The sequence below is a fragment of the Microbacterium testaceum StLB037 genome (genome assembly GCF_008763945.1).
GTDB lineage: Bacteria > Actinomycetota > Actinomycetes > Actinomycetales > Microbacteriaceae > Microbacterium > Microbacterium testaceum_G.
In genome coordinates, this window is sequence record NZ_VTQH01000005.1 from 1 (window position 1) to 16,341 (window position 16,341).

The 16,341-nt window shown below is 72.4% G+C and carries 13 protein-coding genes; 11 read left to right on the forward strand and 2 right to left on the reverse strand.

Annotated elements, in window-relative coordinates:
- Positions 1 to 33: 33 nt before the first annotated feature.
- Genes F9B98_RS15675 through F9B98_RS15685 form a run of 3 tightly spaced genes read left to right on the forward strand, consistent with a single transcriptional unit; the run spans position 34 to position 4,684 of the window.
- Positions 34 to 894, forward strand: a complete 861-nt coding sequence (locus tag F9B98_RS15675) for a class II fructose-bisphosphate aldolase (protein ID WP_150959170.1) — start codon at positions 34 to 36, stop codon at positions 892 to 894.
- The gene (locus tag F9B98_RS15680) at positions 891 to 1,889 is read left to right on the forward strand and encodes a 1-phosphofructokinase family hexose kinase (RefSeq protein WP_150959159.1); all 999 of its coding nucleotides are present in this window, start codon (positions 891 to 893) and stop codon (positions 1,887 to 1,889) included. The genes F9B98_RS15675 and F9B98_RS15680 overlap by 4 nt, the downstream gene beginning before the upstream one ends.
- The gene (locus F9B98_RS15685; protein WP_150959160.1) at positions 1,886 to 4,684 is read left to right on the forward strand and encodes an FAD-binding and (Fe-S)-binding domain-containing protein; all 2,799 of its coding nucleotides are present in this window, start codon (positions 1,886 to 1,888) and stop codon (positions 4,682 to 4,684) included. The genes F9B98_RS15680 and F9B98_RS15685 overlap by 4 nt, the downstream gene beginning before the upstream one ends.
- Before the next feature lie 90 nt (positions 4,685 to 4,774).
- On the opposite strand, the gene F9B98_RS15690 is transcribed toward F9B98_RS15685, so the two are convergent.
- On the reverse strand, positions 4,775 to 5,992 hold the full coding sequence (locus tag F9B98_RS15690) for an HAD-IA family hydrolase (protein WP_191966911.1): 1,218 nt from the start codon (positions 5,990 to 5,992) through the stop codon (positions 4,775 to 4,777).
- Positions 5,993 to 6,093: 101 nt separating this feature from the next.
- Between F9B98_RS15690 and F9B98_RS15695 the strand changes: the two genes are divergently transcribed.
- From F9B98_RS15695 to F9B98_RS15730, 8 genes are all read left to right on the forward strand, one after another.
- Positions 6,094 to 7,446 carry an FGGY family carbohydrate kinase gene (locus F9B98_RS15695; protein ID WP_150959162.1) on the forward strand — a complete coding sequence of 451 codons (1,353 nt, stop codon included), beginning with the start codon at positions 6,094 to 6,096 and terminating at the stop codon, positions 7,444 to 7,446.
- 88 nt (positions 7,447 to 7,534) lie between these two features.
- Complete coding sequence (locus F9B98_RS15700; RefSeq protein WP_150959163.1) at positions 7,535 to 8,422, forward strand: tagatose-bisphosphate aldolase; 888 nt, start codon at positions 7,535 to 7,537, stop codon at positions 8,420 to 8,422.
- 156 nt (positions 8,423 to 8,578) lie between these two features.
- The gene (locus tag F9B98_RS15705; protein WP_150959171.1) at positions 8,579 to 9,550 is read left to right on the forward strand and encodes a LacI family DNA-binding transcriptional regulator; all 972 of its coding nucleotides are present in this window, start codon (positions 8,579 to 8,581) and stop codon (positions 9,548 to 9,550) included.
- 236 nt (positions 9,551 to 9,786) lie between these two features.
- Positions 9,787 to 11,439 (forward strand): alpha-amylase family protein, encoded by a 1,653-nt coding sequence (locus F9B98_RS15710; RefSeq protein ID WP_150959164.1) that lies wholly within the window; start codon positions 9,787 to 9,789, stop codon positions 11,437 to 11,439.
- A 291-nt stretch (positions 11,440 to 11,730) separates the two neighbouring features.
- Positions 11,731 to 12,300, forward strand: coding sequence for a hypothetical protein (locus F9B98_RS15715; protein ID WP_150959165.1), 570 nt, complete (start codon positions 11,731 to 11,733; stop codon positions 12,298 to 12,300).
- A gap of 19 nt (positions 12,301 to 12,319) precedes the next feature.
- A complete protein-coding gene (locus F9B98_RS15720) occupies positions 12,320 to 12,784 on the forward strand; it encodes a hypothetical protein (RefSeq protein ID WP_150959166.1) in 465 nt (154 codons plus the stop codon).
- Complete coding sequence (locus F9B98_RS15725; protein WP_150959167.1) at positions 12,781 to 13,704, forward strand: hypothetical protein; 924 nt, start codon at positions 12,781 to 12,783, stop codon at positions 13,702 to 13,704. Before F9B98_RS15720 ends, F9B98_RS15725 begins: the two co-directional genes overlap by 4 nt.
- The gene (locus F9B98_RS15730) at positions 13,701 to 14,837 is read left to right on the forward strand and encodes an alpha/beta hydrolase family protein (protein WP_150959168.1); all 1,137 of its coding nucleotides are present in this window, start codon (positions 13,701 to 13,703) and stop codon (positions 14,835 to 14,837) included. Before F9B98_RS15725 ends, F9B98_RS15730 begins: the two co-directional genes overlap by 4 nt.
- Positions 14,838 to 14,859: 22 nt before the next feature.
- Here the strand turns inward: F9B98_RS15730 and F9B98_RS15735 are convergent.
- On the reverse strand, positions 14,860 to 16,341 hold a 1,482-nt coding region (locus tag F9B98_RS15735), incomplete at its 5' end, for a mannitol dehydrogenase family protein (RefSeq protein WP_318527715.1).

Sequence of the window (16,341 nt, forward strand, 5' to 3'; positions counted from 1 at the left end):
TGCTCCGAAAGGACCGCCGTGCCGCTGGCCGACATGCCCGAACTGCTCGCCGCGCATCGCGCGGTCGGGGCCTTCAACTTCATCACCCTCGAGGTCGCCGAGGCCATCGTCGCGGGGGCCGAGGCCGCCGAGGCAGGTGTGATCCTGCAGCTGTCGCAGAACGCCATCGCGTTCCACGGCGGGGTCGCCCCGGCCGCATCCGCCGCCCTCCGCCTGGCCGAGGCCGCGCGGGTCGACGTCGTCGTGCACCTCGACCATGCCACCGACGAGTCGCTCGTCGACGCCGCTCTGGCCGTCGGCATCCGCTCGGTCATGTTCGACGCCGCTCACCTGACGGATGCCGAGAACCTCGAGCGCACCGCCGCCGTCGCCGCGCGTGTGCACGCCGCGGGAGCCTGGGTCGAGGCCGAGCTCGGCGAGATCGGCGGCAAGGGCGCTCATGCCCCGGGCGTGCGGACCGATGTCGCCGAGGCCGCGCGCTTCGTCGAGGCCACGGGCGTCGATGCCCTGGCCGTCGCGGTCGGCAGCGAGCACGCGATGCGCGAGCGCAGCGCGACCCTCGACGAGGACCTCATCGCCCGACTCGCCGCGGAATTGCGCATTCCCCTCGTGCTGCACGGCTCGAGCGGCGTCGCCGATGCCGGTATCGATGGAGCCGTGCGCGCGGGCATGCGAAAGATCAACATCGGCACGCACCTCAACACCGTGCTGACCGCGGCGGTTCGCGACGAACTCGGACGGGACCCGGATGCCATCGACCCCCGCCGCTGGCTCGCCCCGGGCCGCGCGGCGGTCGCCGCGGAGGTGCATCGGTTGCTCGACGTCATCACCGGGCGGGGCGACGCGAACGGGCACGGCGTTGTCGCGGCGGGTACGAACGGAGCCCGCGCATGACCGGCGTCGTCACCCTGACCGCCGCGGGAGCGATCGACGCCACCTACCGCGTCGGAACTCTGCGCCGCGGCACCTTCGCGCGCGCCGACAGCTACACGCGCGAGGTCAGCGGCAAGGGCGTCAACGTCTCGGTCGCCCTCGCCGCGGGCGGGGCGTATACCGCCGCGGTCGTCGTCCTCGGCGCCGACGACGTGCGCTTCGCCCGCTGCGGACTCACCGCTCCTCTGCTGCGCATCGTCGAGGTCCCCGGGGCTACGCGCGTGAACACCTCGATCATCGACGCCGAGGGCACCACCACCAAGGTCAACGCCCCCACCCCGCCCCTGTCGTCGGAGGCGTGGGATGCCACCCTCGCGGCGCTGCGCGACGAGCTCGCGGCCCGCACCGCCCCCTGGCTCGTCATCTCCGGAAGCCTTCCGGAGCTCGCGGGCACCGGGGCCCTGGTCGACCTGACGGCCGTACGCGCGGTCGCGAGGGAGCACGGCGCGCGGGTGGCCGTCGACACGAGCGGGACGGCGCTCGACGCGCTGCTCGCCGACCCGAGCGGGATCGACCTGCTCACCCCGAACGCCGACGAGTTGTCCGCCGCGGTGGGACGCCCCCTCGCGACCCTCGGCGCGGTCGTCGACGCCGCCCGCGAGATCGTCGCGCGGGGCGTCGGCACGGTGCTCGCGAGCCTCGGCGCCGACGGGCTCGTCGCCGTGACGGCCGACCGCGCGGTCTTCGCGCGGGCCGAGGCCCCCTACGTCGCGAACACCGCCGGAGCGGGCGATGCCGCTCTCGCGGGCTTCCTCCTCGGCCTCACGCGCGAAGCCGCCGCCACCGCCGCCGGCGCCGACCCCCTCGCCGTGGCCGCCGCCTCCGCCGCGGAGTGGGGAGCGCACGCCGTCGCGCATGCCTCGACGCTCGTCGCGGGGCCGCCGCACGGCATCCGGGCCCTCGTCGACACCGCGCCGAACCTCGAGCGGCCCCTCACGCCGGAGGGGGAGGCATGACCCTCGTCGCGCCCGAGATCGCCGCGGCCGTGGCCGACGTCTCGCGCATCCGCACCCGCGCGATCGACCGCGTCGCCTATGCCAACGACGCCTCGCACTATCTGCTCACGCCCGACGCCGTCGTCGTCGCCGCCGACGCGGCCGAGGTCGGCGCGATCCTGCGCGGGGCCACGGCGTCGGGAACCCCCGTGACCTTCCGCTCCGGCGGCACGAGCTTGTCGGGACAGTCGTCGGGCGCGGGCATGCTCGTCGACGTGCGGCAGGGTTTCGGTCGCATCGACGTGCTCGACGACGGCCGGCGCGTGCGCTCCCAGCCCGGAGCGACCGTGCGTCAGGTGAACGCGCGCCTCCTGAGACACGGCCACCGGCTCGGACCCGACCCGGCGAGCGAGGCCGCGTGCACCATCGGCGGGGTCGTCGCGAACAACTCCAGCGGCATGGCGTGCGGCATCGTCGAGAACTCGTACCGCACCCTCGACGGACTCGTCCTCGTGCTGGCATCCGGGACCGTCGTCGACACCGCGGCCCCCGATGCCGACGCGTTGCTGCGCGATCGCGAACCCGCCCTCGTCGAGGGGCTGCTGCGGTTGCGCGAACGCGTCGTGAGCGACCCGGCGAGCGTCGCCCTCATCGAGCGGCAGTTCGCGATGAAGAACACGATGGGCTACGCCCTCAACGCCTTCCTCGACTTCGACACCCCGGCGGCCCTGCTCGCGCACCTCGTCGTGGGGTCGGAGGGGACCCTCGCCTTCGTCGCCGAGGCGACCTTCCGCACCGTGCCGATCCGCCCCGCGATCGCCACGACCCTCGCGGTGTTCCCGACGCTCGATGCGGCGACCCGCTCGCTGCCGGCGCTCGTGGCAACGGGGGCTGCGACGCTGGAGCTGATGGATGCCACGTCCTTGCGCGTTGGACAGCGTCTAGCGGGGACCCCCGCCGCGATCCACGGCTTCGAAGCGACGACCCAGGCGGCGCTGCTGGTGGAATATCACGCCGACGACCCCGACTCCCTGCGCGCGCTCGCGGAGGCGGGCTCCCGCGTGCTCGGCGGGCAACCGCTGCTCGACCCGGCCGTCTTCTCGAGCGATCCCGTGCAGCGGGGTGCGGCCTGGACCTTCCGCAAGGGCCTGTACGCCTCGGTCGCCGGGGCCCGGCCGAGCGGGACGACGGCGCTGCTCGAAGACGTCGTCGTGCCGGTCGAGCGCCTCGCCGACACCTGCGAGGGCCTGCAGGAGCTGTTCGCGCGATACGGCTACGACGACAGCGTCATCTTCGGCCACGCCAAGGACGGCAACATCCACTTCATGCTCACCGACCGGTTCGAGGGCGCGAAGGCGCTCGGCCGGTTCGAAGGGTTCACCGACGCGATGGTCGACCTCGTGCTGGGCGCCGGGGGCAACCTCAAGGCCGAGCACGGCACGGGTCGCGCGATGGCGCCGTACGTGCGCCGGCAGTACGGCGACGAGCTGTACGACGTGATGGTCGAGCTGAAGAGGTTGCTCGATCCGAGCGGCATCCTGAACCCGGGCGTCATCATCGACGACGACCCCGGGGCGCACATGCGCCACCTGAAGACCCCGGTGTCGATCGAGCCCGAGGCCGACCGGTGCGTCGAGTGCGGATACTGCGAGCCGGTGTGCCCGAGTCGATCGATCACCCTGACCCCGCGCCAGCGCATCGTCGTGCGGCGCGCCTCGACCGCCGCGCGCGAGCGGGGCGATGACGCGCTCGTCGCCGCGCTCGAGAAGGACTACGACTACGACGGCGTGCAGACGTGCGCGGTCGACGGCATGTGCCAGACCGCGTGCCCCGTGCTCATCAACACGGGGACGTTGATGAAGCGCTTCCGTCGCGAGGACGCCAACCCGGTGCTCGCTGCCGGGTGGTCGGCTGCGGCGACGGGCTGGAGCGCGGTGACGCGGGCGGGGTCGGTGGCGCTGACCCTGGCGTCGGCGGCGCCGACGCCGGTGGTGAGGACGGTGACGGATGCCGCCCGCGCGGTGCTCGGAACGGATACCGTGCCGCGGTATTCGGCGGAGCTTCCGGCGGGCGGAGCGTCGCGGAAGTCTTTGGGCCCCCGCGTGGGGGCTGCCGGGGTCGAGCCGGTCGCGGTGTTCCTCCCGGCCTGCGTCGGGAGCATGTTCGGCCCGGCGGACGGCATCGGAGCGACCGCGGCCTTCGTGCGGCTGCTCGAGCGCGCGGGGGTCTCGGCCCTCGTCCCCGAGGGGATCGATGCGCTCTGCTGCGGCACCCCGTGGTCGTCGAAGGGGTACGCGAAGGGGCACGCGACGATGACGGCTCGGGTGCGAGCGGCCGTGCGTGCGGCGTCGCGCGACGGAGCGCTCCCCGTGGTGTGCGACGCGTCGAGCTGCACCGAGGGCTTCGCCGCCACCCTGCGGGAGGAGGGCGTGGAGGTCCTGGATGCCGTGGCCTTCGCGGCGTCCGCTCTCCTTCCCCGCCTCACCCCGACGCCGGTGGCCGAGCTGCTGGCGCTGCACCCGACGTGCTCGTCGACGCAGCTGGGGATCGACCCGGCGCTGCGGGCGGTAGGCGAGGCCGTGGCCGCCGAGGTGCGCGTCCCCGACGCGTGGGGCTGCTGCGCCTACGCCGGCGACCGCGGGATGCTGCACCCGGAGCTGACCGAGGCCGCGACGGCCCCCGAGGCCGCGGAGGTCGCCGGGTGGGGTGCGGATGCCTTCGCCTCGTGCAATCGCACGTGCGAGCTGGGGATGACCAAGGCGACGGGGGAGCAGTACGTGCACGTGCTGGAGCTGCTGGAGCGGGCGACGCGCTGACCCCCCGCGTGAGGCGCCAAAATGTGTCGCCTGGAGGTGGCGTGAAGCGACAGATTCTGGCGCCTCGCGCGAGGGGCTCCCGCGGAGGGGTCAGGCCGGAGACAAGCGCAGCGCCCCGGATGCCGTGGCCTCGAGCCGCACGGCATCCAATCCGTCCACGACGAGGTCGGCCGCCAGCTCCTCCTCGGCCGTGGTGCCGGTCACCGCCACCACCGCGCACCCCGCAGCCCGCGCCGCGGCGATGCCGGCGGGGGCGTCCTCGACGACGAGGCAGCGTGAGGGGTCGAAGCCGAGGCGTTCGGCCGCGAGCAGGAACGGTTCGGGGTCCGGCTTGCCGTTGACCACGTCGTCGACGGTGACGAACACCGCGGGCCGCTCGTAACCGGCCGCCGCCAGGCGCGCGGTCGCGATCGGCACCGACCCCGACGTGACGATCGCCCGGCGCTCGGCGGGGACCGACGCGAAGAAGTCCGCAGCCCCGCGGATCGGCGCGAGGTCCACGGCATCCGCCACCTCGAGGTCGGTGACGTGGGCTATGGCCTCGGCCCCCCGCTCGGGGGGGAGCAGCAGGCTCACGAGCGTGCGCGCGGGCTGGCCGTGGTTGGCGTGCAGCGCCTCCATCGACACGCCGAAGTGCTCGGCGAAACGGCGCCACGAGCGGACGACGGATGCCGTGGAGTCGACGAGCGTCCCGTCCAGGTCGAACAGCACGGCGTCGAACTCCCGCGTGAACACCTGGGCGTCCACGTCGACCGGGCGTCGAATCCCCAGGGCCGGAAGCACGCGGGCGAGCTGCTGAGCCGTCGAGAGCTCGGCGTCGACGGCGGTCACGGACACCGCCGGGGCGACCGGCGGGGTGTCGGGACGGTGCGCGTCGCGCGATGCTCCCCGGGAGGAACGACGGGATGCCAGCACCGCGGGGTCTCCGTCGACGTGCACGACGTGCGGCTCGGCGGGGGCGAGGGCGGCGACCAGCGCCTCCCATTCGGCGCCCCCGGCGAGCTCGGCGGTGAAGGGCGCGACGAGCACGACGCGGCCCGCGGTCGACAGCGCGTCGGCGGCGGTGGCGCGCAGGGCCCCGTAACGCCCGGCGCGGATGGCCGGGGCGTGAGGGGAGGTGAGCCAGTGCCCGCCACCCAGGGCCTCGGCGGGGAGGGCGTCGAGCAGGGGCGTCGTGACGCTGTCGAGGTCGATGAGGGGCGCACGAAGGGTCTCGGCGATCGCCCGGCCGAGCGTGCTCTTGCCGCTGCCGGCGGTTCCGGCGACGACGACGGCGAGCGGATCGGGTATTTGACACGGTGACGGCATACCCCCACCATAGACGTAGCAAGTCACCGGTGTCATGCTTGGAATTCCGGGACTCGGGAAAGTTCCGGAGAGGACGGCCGCTTATGCGAGACACCGGTGACATGAATGCGGTGCCGACGCGCCTGCACGGCGGACTCGACCTCGGCAGCACCGCGATCAAGATGCTCGTCATCGACGACGAGGGCGTCGAGATCGCGGGCGCGCAGGTGCCGACCCCGTGGCGCGTCGGCGAAGGTGGAACGACCGACATCGACGCCGACGACCTCCTCCGTGCCGTCCAATCGCTGATCGACCTGATCGACGCAGACCTCACGTCGATCACCTCCGCCGCGCTGACCTCGCTCGCCGTCGCCGGCATGGGGGAGACCGGCATCCTCATCGACGCCGAGGGTCGCGCCGCCGCGCCCGGCTTCGCATGGTTCGACCCGCGCGGGCTCGAGCAGATCGCCGCCTTCCCGAGCGTGGTGCGCGAAGAGTTCGCCGGGCGCACGGGCCTCCCCCTCGGCGCGCAGGTGAGTGTCGCCAAGCTCGCCTGGCTCCGCGACCAGGGCACCGTCCTCACGGGGCTGCGGTGGCTCGACCTGCCCGAGTTCGTCGTCGCGGCCCTCGGTGGCGACATCGCCCTCGAGCTCTCCCTCGCCTCGCGCACCGGCCTCATCGACCAGGACTCCGGCGCCGCCTGGCCGGCGATGCTCGACGCCCTGGGCGTCACCGCCGAGCTCCTGCCGCCGCTGCGCGGGGGCGGATTGCCGTGGGGAACGGCATCCGGAGCCTTCGGTCCTCGCGTGGCGGGCGCCGCGCTCACCGTCGCGGGCCACGACCACCTCGTCGCCGCTCAAGCCAACGGAACGCTGGATGCCGACGGCTACCACGTCTCGCTCGGCACGGCCGAGGTGCTGCTGCGCGTGCTGGACGAGCCCCTGGGCTTCGCCGCGCGGCAGCGGCTCGCGGACGCCCTCATCAACGAGGTGCGCCACGTGGTGCCCGGCCAGCACGTGCTGGTCGCGGGCGTGAAGACGGGGCTGCTGCTGCGCCGCGTCTTGCACGCTGCCGGCATCAGCGACCGCGCCGGTCGTGACGCCCTCGACGCGGCGGTGATGGCCCTGCCCGTCGAGGGTGACCTACCCGCGGGGGCGATCGAGGTCTCCGGGGCGCGTAACGACGACGGGGTCCTGCGCCTGACCCTGCACGCCGAGGCATCGCCCGCCGAGATCTTCGGGGCGGCGCTGCGCCACAGCAACGCCGAGGTCGCCGAGCTCATCGCGGCGATGGACCGCGAGGTGGCTCCCGCCACCCACTCCACCCTCACCGGGGGGTGGGCGGGAATGGCCTCCGTCCGCCGCGCCCGCGCCGAGGTGCTCCCGAACCCGTCCCTGTCCACCCGCGAGCAGGACGTCGCGTGGGGGGCCGCCGACATGGCGCGGCGCCTCGTCTCGGCATCCGTCCCCTCCTGACGTCCACCCCGCCGCGCCCGTCCCGATCGGACGCGCGAACAGACCACCCGCGCCGACCGGCGTGAACAGACCCCAGAGAAGAGAGATCATGAACGAACTCACCACGCTCGAGCGCCGCGCGCTCCAGTCGATCAGCACCCCCGACGGCCACATGCTCATCGTCGCCGCCGACCAGCGCAACGGCATGAAGGCCGCCATCAAGGACGCCCCGAACGGCTCCGACGCGATCTCGCGCGACGAACTCGCCGAAGTGAAGGCCGACCTCGTCCGTCACCTCGCCAACCACGCGCCGGCGATCCTGCTCGACCCCGAGGTCGCGCTGCCGCAGATCGTCGACGACGGTGTGCTCGCTCGCGACACCGCCCTCGTCGTCGGCCTCGACGCCTCGGGTGCCGAGACCGTCGACGGCCTCAAGTACACGCGTTACGTTCCCGGAGCCACCCCGCACTCGATCCGCGAGCAGGGTGCCGATGTCGCCAAGATGCTCTGGTACACCCGCCCCGACAAGCAGGATGCCGACTCCCGCGTCGCCCACGAGATCCGCGACCTTGTGCAGGCGTGCGAGGCCGAGGGTCTGCTGCTGATCGTCGAACTGCTGACCTACCAGCTCGAAGACGAGAGCGACGAGGAGTACAAGGCGAAGTTCGCCGACCTCGTCGTCGACGGGGCCGCTCTCGCCGTCGCGTGCGGCGCCAAGATCCTGAAGCTGCAGTACCCCGGTTCCGCCGAGGCGAGCGCCCGCGTGACCGAGGTGGCTCAGGGTGTGCCGTGGGCCGTGCTGTCGGCCGGCGTCGACCACGAGACCTTCATCGAGCAGGTGCGCACGGCGGTCGCGAACGGCGCCTCGGGCGCGATGGCCGGTCGGTCGCTGTGGAAGGACAGCCTCTCGATCGACGCCGATCGCCGCGAAGAGCTGCTCTCGGGCCGCGCTCTGCCGCGTCTGCGCGAGCTCGCCGACGCCGTCGACGGTCGCTGACATGACCACGCCCGCCCGGGGCGGCGTGCGCTCGCCGCGGGTGCACGCGGGGAAGCGTCGTCGCCGCCCCGGGCGGGTGGGTTCGTCTCGTCGACGGATAGGGTTGCACGTCGAAGCCCCCACTCGCCCGCTCCTCGGAGGTGCCTCGTGACCACGATGCGCGATGTCGCCCTGCGCGCCGGGGTGAGCACGAAGACCGTGTCGCGCGTCTTCAACGACGACCCCCACGTGCTCCCGGATACGCGCGCGCTCGTCGAGGCCGCGATGCGCGAGCTCAACTACGTTCCCAACGCACTCGCGACGACCTTCCGCGCGGGACGCGCCTCGGTCATCGGTGTGGCCGTCCCCGACGTCGTCGACCCGTTCTTCGCGGCGATCGCGCGTTCGGTCGAGGACGCCGCCCGGCGTCGGGGCCTGTCCACCCTCGTCACCAGCCTCGGCGAAGACCCCGCCGACGAGCGCCCCGCCCTGGAGTCGCTCCTCGGCCGACAGCTCACCGGCCTCGTGATCGCGCCGGTCGGCACCGACCACTCGTGGCTCGAGCGCTGGCGCGGACACACGCCCATCGTCTTCGTCGACCGCGCCCCCGTGGGCCTGCTGACCGACACGTTCACCGAGAACGACGAGGCCGGGGCGCACCTGGCCACCACCCACCTTCTCTCCCACGGCCATCGCCGCATCGCCTACCTGGGCGACATGGTGCACCTCTCGACCGAGACCAAGCGCGTCGAGGGCTGGCGGCGGGCGCTGCGCGAGGCCGGGGTCGACGTCGATGGGCAGCTGATCGCCTCCCAGGTCTCGGACCGCGAGTCCGCGGCATCCGCCCTCGAACGCCTGCGCGCTCTCGCCGACCCGCCCACCGCCGTGTTCTCGGCCAACGCGCGCTCGTCGATGGCCCTCGCGCACGTGCTGCGGGGGCAGACCCTGCCCTTCGTCGGGTTCGGCGACTTCCCGATGGCCGACACCCTGACCCCCTCGGTCACGGTCGTCGACCAGGACCCGCGGCGTATCGGAGCGCTCGCGGCGGAACGGGTCTTCGCGCGCCTGCAGCCCGATGCCGGTCTGGGCCTCGACGAGCTGACCGTCATCGACGTCTCGCTCGTCGAGCGGGAGTCCTGCGGCCTCTGACCTCATCCGCGCGCGAGCCGCCGGACCGGGTCGCTACCGGCGGTGCCCCGGCGACGGACTCCGGCGACTCGCGCGAGAGCAGCACGGCGAGGCCAGCCGGGGCAAGAGGGCGCTCGCGATCAGGTGCGGACGGTAGGAAAGGGAGTCACCGACGCCACCGCTCCCGAGAAGAGGGCTCCGATGACGACCTTCCCCGACCTCCCCTGCCAGACGGACGCCCGGACGGGGGTGTCATCGTGAGGCTCACCGACACCAGCGATCTGTGGTGGAAGACCGCCGTCTTCTACAACCTCGACGTCAAGACCTACCTCGATGCCGACGGCGACGGTGTCGGCGATCTGCGCGGTCTCGCTCAGCGCCTCGATCATCTCGCCGAGCTCGGCGTCACGTGCCTCTGGCTCGCCCCGTTCTATCCCTCGCCGCAGCGCGACAACGGATACGACATCGAGGACTACTACGGCGTGGATCCGCGTTACGGCTCCCTCGGCGACATGGTCGAGGTGCTGCGCACCGCTCACGACCGCGGGATGCGCGTGATCGTCGACCTCGTGGTGAATCACACGTCGGATCAGCACCCGTGGTTCCAGGAGGCCCGCACGAGCCCCGACAGTCGCTACCGCCACTTCTACCAGTGGCGCGACGACGAGCCGGAGGACGCTCCCGCCAGCATGTTCCCCGACGTCGAGGACGGCGTCTGGTTCTTCGACGAGACCGCGGGGCAGTACTACAAGCACTCCTTCTATCGGCACCAACCGGATCTCGCGACCGATCACCCCGAGGTGCGGGAAGAGATCGCCAAGGCGATCGGGTTCTGGCTCGAGCTCGGAATCGACGGCTTCCGGGTGGATGCCGTGCCCTTCCTCATCGACGGCGACGACGGCCCCGAGCACGAGTTCCTCCGCGAACTGCGCGGGTACGTCTCGCGTCGCCGCGGCCACGCGATGCTGCTGGGCGAGGTCAACCTCCCCTACGACCAGCAGACGCGCTTCTTCGGCGATGCCGACGGCGATGAGCTCACGATGCAGTTCGACTTCGTCGCCAATCAGCGCCTCTACCTCGCCCTCGCGCGACAGGATGCCGCGCCCCTGCGCGAGGCGATCACCTCGCGGCCCGCGATCGCGCGGGGAAATCAGTGGGGCAATTTCGTCCGAAATCATGACGAACTGACCCTGGACCAACTCAGCGCATCCGAGCGCGAGGAGGTGTTCGCCGCGTTCGCCCCGGAGGAGGGCCAACGCATCCACGGCCGGGGGATCACCCGCCGCCTGCCGTCGATGCTCGAAGGCGACCCGCGGCGCATCCGCATGGTCTACAGCCTCATGTTCTCGCTGCCCGGAGCCCCCGTGCTCTACTACGGCGAGGAGATCGGGATGGGCGAGAACCCGCGGATCGAGGGGAGCCGCGCGGCCGTGCGCACGCCGATGCAGTGGACGGGCGCTGCCGACGCCGGGTTCTCGACGGCCGATGAGCTGGTCGCCGACATCGTGCCGGGAGGCTTCGGCCCCGAGCACGTGAACGTGGCGCAGCAGCGGCACGACCCCGACTCGATGCTCCGCTTCGTGCAGAACCTCGTGCGGCACTACCGCGCCTCGCCCGAGATCGGGTGGGGAGAGCTCGGCATCCTGGATCAACCCCACGCGTGCGTGCTGGCGCACTCGGTCACGAGCGAGCTGGGCATGCTCGTCGCCGCGCACAACTTGGCTCCGGACGGCCGGACGTTCCGTCTGCGCATCGAGGGGGCGGATGCCGAGGGCTGGAGCGTCGTGAATCTGCTCGACGACGCGAGCGGTGCCGAGACCCTCGACGGCGATTCTTTCGAGGTGTCGCTCGGCGGGTACGGGCACCGGTGGTGGCGGGTCATCCGGCCGGGGGAGCGGCGTATCGCCTGACCGCGGGGAGCGGACGGGCGCGGCGCCCCCCAATGGCGCCGCGCCCGCCGCCGGCGGCCCGGGAAGCCTCTCCCGGCCGCTCACGCACGGGGTTTCCCCCACGGATGCCCGCGCGCGGTCTCCACCCATACAAGCACACGCGCGCCGTAATTAGCACCCGGACTTCGCTCGTAAATACGGCCTTCTCCGATCGGCGCGGACGTCTACGATCGAGATGTGGGTCGCGGCGCTGTCGGACCACCCTCCCGGTACTCCCGGCGAGTGGTGGCGAATGTGGATCGCCTGCGTCGGGTGAAAGGCCTGACGGTGGGCGAGCTGCTCAGTCGCGCCGGAATGACGAAGAGCTACTACCAGTCGCGTGCCGGCTTCTCGTTGCCGTACAACACCAACGACATCGAGGCCCTCGCCGCAGCGCTCGGGGTCTCACCCGAAGAGGTCGCGAACCCCGAAGCGGCTCCCCGGATCGAGATGCGGGTTCCCGCCGCTCCCCTCGCCGCGCGCGTGCGTCGGTTGATCGAGAGCCAGGCGGCACGGGAGAGCGACCTCGTCGACCACCTCGACGGAATCGACCCCGCGGCCGCCGAGAGTGCGCGAGCCCTCCTGGCCGCGGCCACCAACACGGTCGTGCTCGACGAGGAGGTCCTCCGCTTGATCACCCACTGGGCCGACGTCCCCACCGAGTACCTCACCGACTACACCGACGACGCGGTGACCGATCGCACCGACGCCGAGCTCGAGTTGCGCGACGCGATGCGCGAGGCGGGCGCCAGCAGCATCCAGTTCCGGGCCCTCGGGGAGATGTCGCCCGACGCCCTGCGCGCTATCGCCCAGTCCCTGAGGGGCAGGCCACTCGCGACATGAGCAGCCGTAAGGGGGGACGGTGGTGACGGAGTCGGAAGAACTGCTCGCTCGCGTGCGAGCGCGCGCGGACCGCGCGTTCCAGCGCGCCGCCCTCGCACCGGGGGCGACGTTCGACGAGGTCGTCCACGCGGTCGAGAAGGCTCTGCGCATCCGCCTGCGGATCGTGCGCGAAGCCGACACCGCGGGCTGGGGGACGCTGACGGGGTTCCTCACCTACTTCGCCGACCGCCGCGAGGGGAGCATCCACGTGCGAGCCTCGGATGCCGCGGTCTACAGCCAGTTCGCCGCCTCCCACGAACTGGGACACCTTCTCGACGATGCGCACTGCTCGGGGGCTCTGCACCAGCGCTCATCGGTCTCGCCCCACGACAACCCGGAGCTGTCGACGCCCGAGTTCGAGGCCGAGCTCGTCGCCGAGCACGTCGCCCACCGGATCGCGCGCCTGCTGTACACCTCGCCGAGGGTGGCCGAGTCGTCGTGGTGACCGTCCTGCTGATCGACGCCGCCCTCGTGGGGCTGCTGCTCGTGGTGTTCCTGCGGGCGCGCGTCGCGGGGCGACACCCGCGGGCGCGCATCGCCTGGCTCGCCGCTCTCGTCGGCTCGATCGCCCTGTTGACCCAGGGAACGGTGATCCCCCTCGAGATGCTCGACGGCCTGCTCGGCGGGACGAACATCCTCAAGCTCGTCCAGAACGTGCTGACGATGACGGCGCTCTGGCTGGGCATCCAGGCGGGAACCGCTCCGGTCACTGCGCGCCTGCGCACGCTGCGCTGGTGGTTCCCCGCCTCTCTCGGCATCCTGTTCGCTGTCGTCTTCTTCCTCGCGATGCCCGAGCGCGGTCCCTCCTCGTTCCTCTTCCTCGAGGAGGCGGCGGTCACCTCCACGGGCGCGTGGGCGTACGGCGTGCTCCACATGGCGGGGATCGCCCTCGTGGGAGCCCTGCTGTTCCGCTCGGCCCGCGGGTCGCTGCCGGGGACGCGTGTGTTCTTCCGCGTCGGGGCCGTAGGCATCGTGCTCGGCTGCCTCAGCGAGATCCTCGATCTCACGCTGGCCCGGTTCTTCCAGCCCAGCGCCGTGGTCAGCGCCCTCTTCGATCCGCTGTTCTACCTGGGCGTGGTCTCGTTCGTGATCGGGATCTTCGTGGCGACCCGGACCAGCACGAGGATCCGGCGCCGCGGAGAGGCCCTGCTCGCTCGGCTCGAACCGGTCGCGACCGAACGCGGGGTGGACCCCTTCCCGGGACTGCCCGCGGATGCCGCTGCCGACACGCGCCTGCACGCGCTGCGCGTCGCCGTCGAAGACGACGCCATCGCCACCTCTTCCCCGCTGACTCCCGCGCAGCGCGCCCTGCTCGACGACGTCGACACCCATCTGACCCGCCGAATCACGGGAGCCCGTTCATGATCCGATCCTTCGTGGTGGGCGCAGGTGTCGCCGGCGCGACCGTCGCCGTCGCTCACACCGCCCTCGCCGGCTACGTCGCCCGCCGCCTGATCGCGCCGCGCGCGCCCAAGGTCTACGCCCCGATCACCGTCGCGGGCGAGACGGTGACGGTACCCGCCACGCTCGAGAGCCGCGAACCGGGGACCTACGGGCTGTGGCTCGACGACGGCCGGCACGTCATCGTGGGCGAGCCGCTCCGCATCGATAAGGACCGTGTCGTGCGCGAGCTCGCGTCGCGGCCGGCGGGACTCGAAGACGGGGATGCCGTGGCCACCTGGACCTCGCAGAGCATCGGCGCGCCCGAAGACGTCGGACCGACGCGCCACGTGTCCGTGCCCCTGCGCCGGGGCGGCGTCGCCGAGGCGTGGGAGATCGGCGACCGCGAGAGCGCGGACGGGCGGTGGACCATCCACGTGCACGGCCTGCGCTCGAGCCGCAACGGCTCCCTGCGCTCGACGCCCGCGACCGCGGACGCGGGCTGGATGTCGCTCGTCGTCTCGTACGCCGGAGACGAGGAGTGCGCCCCCGCCGACGCCCTGCCCTCGACCCTCGGCACGCGCGAATGGCGTGACGTCGATGACGCGATCACCTATGCCGTCGAGCAGGGCGCTCGCGAGATCGTGCTGGTGGCGTGGTCGATGGGCGGGACGATCGCCATGCTCGCCCTCGAGCAGTCGGCGCATCGCGACCGGGTCGCGGGCCTCGTGCTCATCGCCCCGGCCCTCGACTGGACGCGCGTCGTCGAGAACGCGGTCGCGGGCGCTCACCTGCCGCGCTCGGTGGCCGGAGCGTCGATGCGCATCCTGGGCAGCCGACTCGGCGCACGGGCGCTGGGGCTCATCGAGGCGGTGGACGCGCCGGCGCTCAACTGGGTCGACGGGCCGCGGCCCGCGCCCGAGGTGCCCACGGTGATCGTGCACAGCCTGCGCGACCCCGTGGTGCCGGTCAGCGGCTCGCTGGCGTACGTCAAGCGGCATCCGGAGGCCGAGCTCGTCGCTTTCGACGCGACCGGTCACTGCAACGAGGCGAACCAGGATCCCACGCGGTTCCACGACGCCATCGTCGGGTTCTTGCGGGGTCTTCCCCGCGCATGACCCCCAGCGGTAGCCGTGCTGGTCAGGCCGTGAGGGCGGCGATGGCTCCGCGGGCTCCGCGCTCGGCCAGCGACGCGCGCGCCGAGAGGTAGGCCTCGCGCAGACGCGCCTCTTGCCCGAGGTCGCCGAACACCGGCGTGTAGTCGAGCAGCGCGGCGGGGTCTTCGCGCACGATCGCGCGCAGGTCGTCGAGACGGCTGTCCACGGCGGGCGTTTCTTCGCCGGTCTCGGTGCGCCCCTCGAGGAAGACGCTCCATCCCGCGAGCACGAGGGCGGCGTGATCGATGCGGCCCCCCGACGCGAGCTGTTCGCGCACGACGGGCAGCAGGAACTTTGGCAGACGGTCCGAGCCGTCCACGACCTGACGTGCGAGGGTGTCGCGGATCGCTTCACTGCCGAAGCGGGCGATGAGCTGATCGCAGTAGGCGTCGAGGTCGATACCGGGGACGGGCCGGAGCGTCGGGATCGCCTCTTCGCGCATGTACCCCCGGAGGAAGCCCACGAAGAGCGGGTCGGTGCAGACCTCGTGCACGTACTGCGCGCCCGAGAGGATCCCGAGGTAGCTCATCGCCTGATGCGAGGCGTTGAGCAGGCGCAGCTTCATCAGCTCGTAGGGCTCGACGTCGTCGACCAACTGCACGCCGACCTCGTCGAACGGCGGGCGACCGACCGGAAAGACGTCTTCGAGCACCCACTGCTCGAACGACTCGCTGCGCACGGGCCAGCGATCCCGGATGCCGAACTCCTCGGCGACCGCGGCGCGTGTCTCGTCGGTGGTGACCGGGGTGATGCGATCGACCATCGAGTTCGGGAACGACACGTTCCGGGCGATCCACGTGGCGAGCTGCGGATCGACGCGCTGGGCGAACCCGACGAGGGCGGCGCGGGCGACGTGCCCGTTGCCCTGGATGTTGTCGCAGGACATCACCGTGAACGCCGGGATGCCGGCATCCCGCCGCCGTCGAAGACCCTCGGTGAGAAGGCCCATGACGCTGCGCGGGGGCACGGAGCCGTCGAGGTCGGCGAGGGTCGCGTCGTCGCGCGGGGCGTACTCACCGGTCGCGTCGTCGATGCCGTAGCCGCCCTCGGTGATCGTGAGCGAGACGATCGCGGTGTCGGGATCGGCGAGCTTGGCGATGACGGCTTCGGGATCGTCGGGGACGAAGAGGTACTCGACGATCGAGCCGATGACGCGGGCCGCGGAGGTGCCGTCGGGGGCGGTGGTGACGAGGGTGTAGAGGTCGTCCTGAGCCTCGAGGGTGTCGCGCATGGCGGCGTCGAACGGGAGGACCCCGACGCCGCACAGGCCCCACTCGGTGTGACCGGCCTCGAGCAGGCGGTCGAGGTACATCGCCTCGTGGGCCCGGTGGAAGCCGCCGACCCCGAAGTGCACGATGCGCGAGCGCACGGCCGACCTGTCGTACGTCGGAACGGAGACGTTCGCCGCGAGGGAGGGGAGGGCGGCGGCGGTGAGGTCGGTCATGCGGGGCTTTCGTGGTTCGTG

Bases quoted from the DNA above. Each gene is read 5' to 3' on its own strand.
- F9B98_RS15675 (WP_150959170.1), top strand. From the start codon at position 34: ATGCCCGAACTGCTCGCCGCGCATCGCGCGGTCGGGGCCTTCAACTTC.
- F9B98_RS15680 (WP_150959159.1), top strand. From the start codon at position 891: ATGACCGGCGTCGTCACCCTGACCGCCGCGGGAGCGATCGACGCCACC.
- F9B98_RS15685 (WP_150959160.1), top strand. From the start codon at position 1,886: ATGACCCTCGTCGCGCCCGAGATCGCCGCGGCCGTGGCCGACGTCTCG.
- F9B98_RS15690 (WP_191966911.1), bottom strand. From the start codon at position 5,992: ATGCCGTCACCGTGTCAAATACCCGATCCGCTCGCCGTCGTCGTCGCC.
- F9B98_RS15695 (WP_150959162.1), top strand. From the start codon at position 6,094: ATGAATGCGGTGCCGACGCGCCTGCACGGCGGACTCGACCTCGGCAGC.
- F9B98_RS15700 (WP_150959163.1), top strand. From the start codon at position 7,535: ATGAACGAACTCACCACGCTCGAGCGCCGCGCGCTCCAGTCGATCAGC.
- F9B98_RS15705 (WP_150959171.1), top strand. From the start codon at position 8,579: ATGCGCGATGTCGCCCTGCGCGCCGGGGTGAGCACGAAGACCGTGTCG.
- F9B98_RS15730 (WP_150959168.1), top strand. From the start codon at position 13,701: ATGATCCGATCCTTCGTGGTGGGCGCAGGTGTCGCCGGCGCGACCGTC.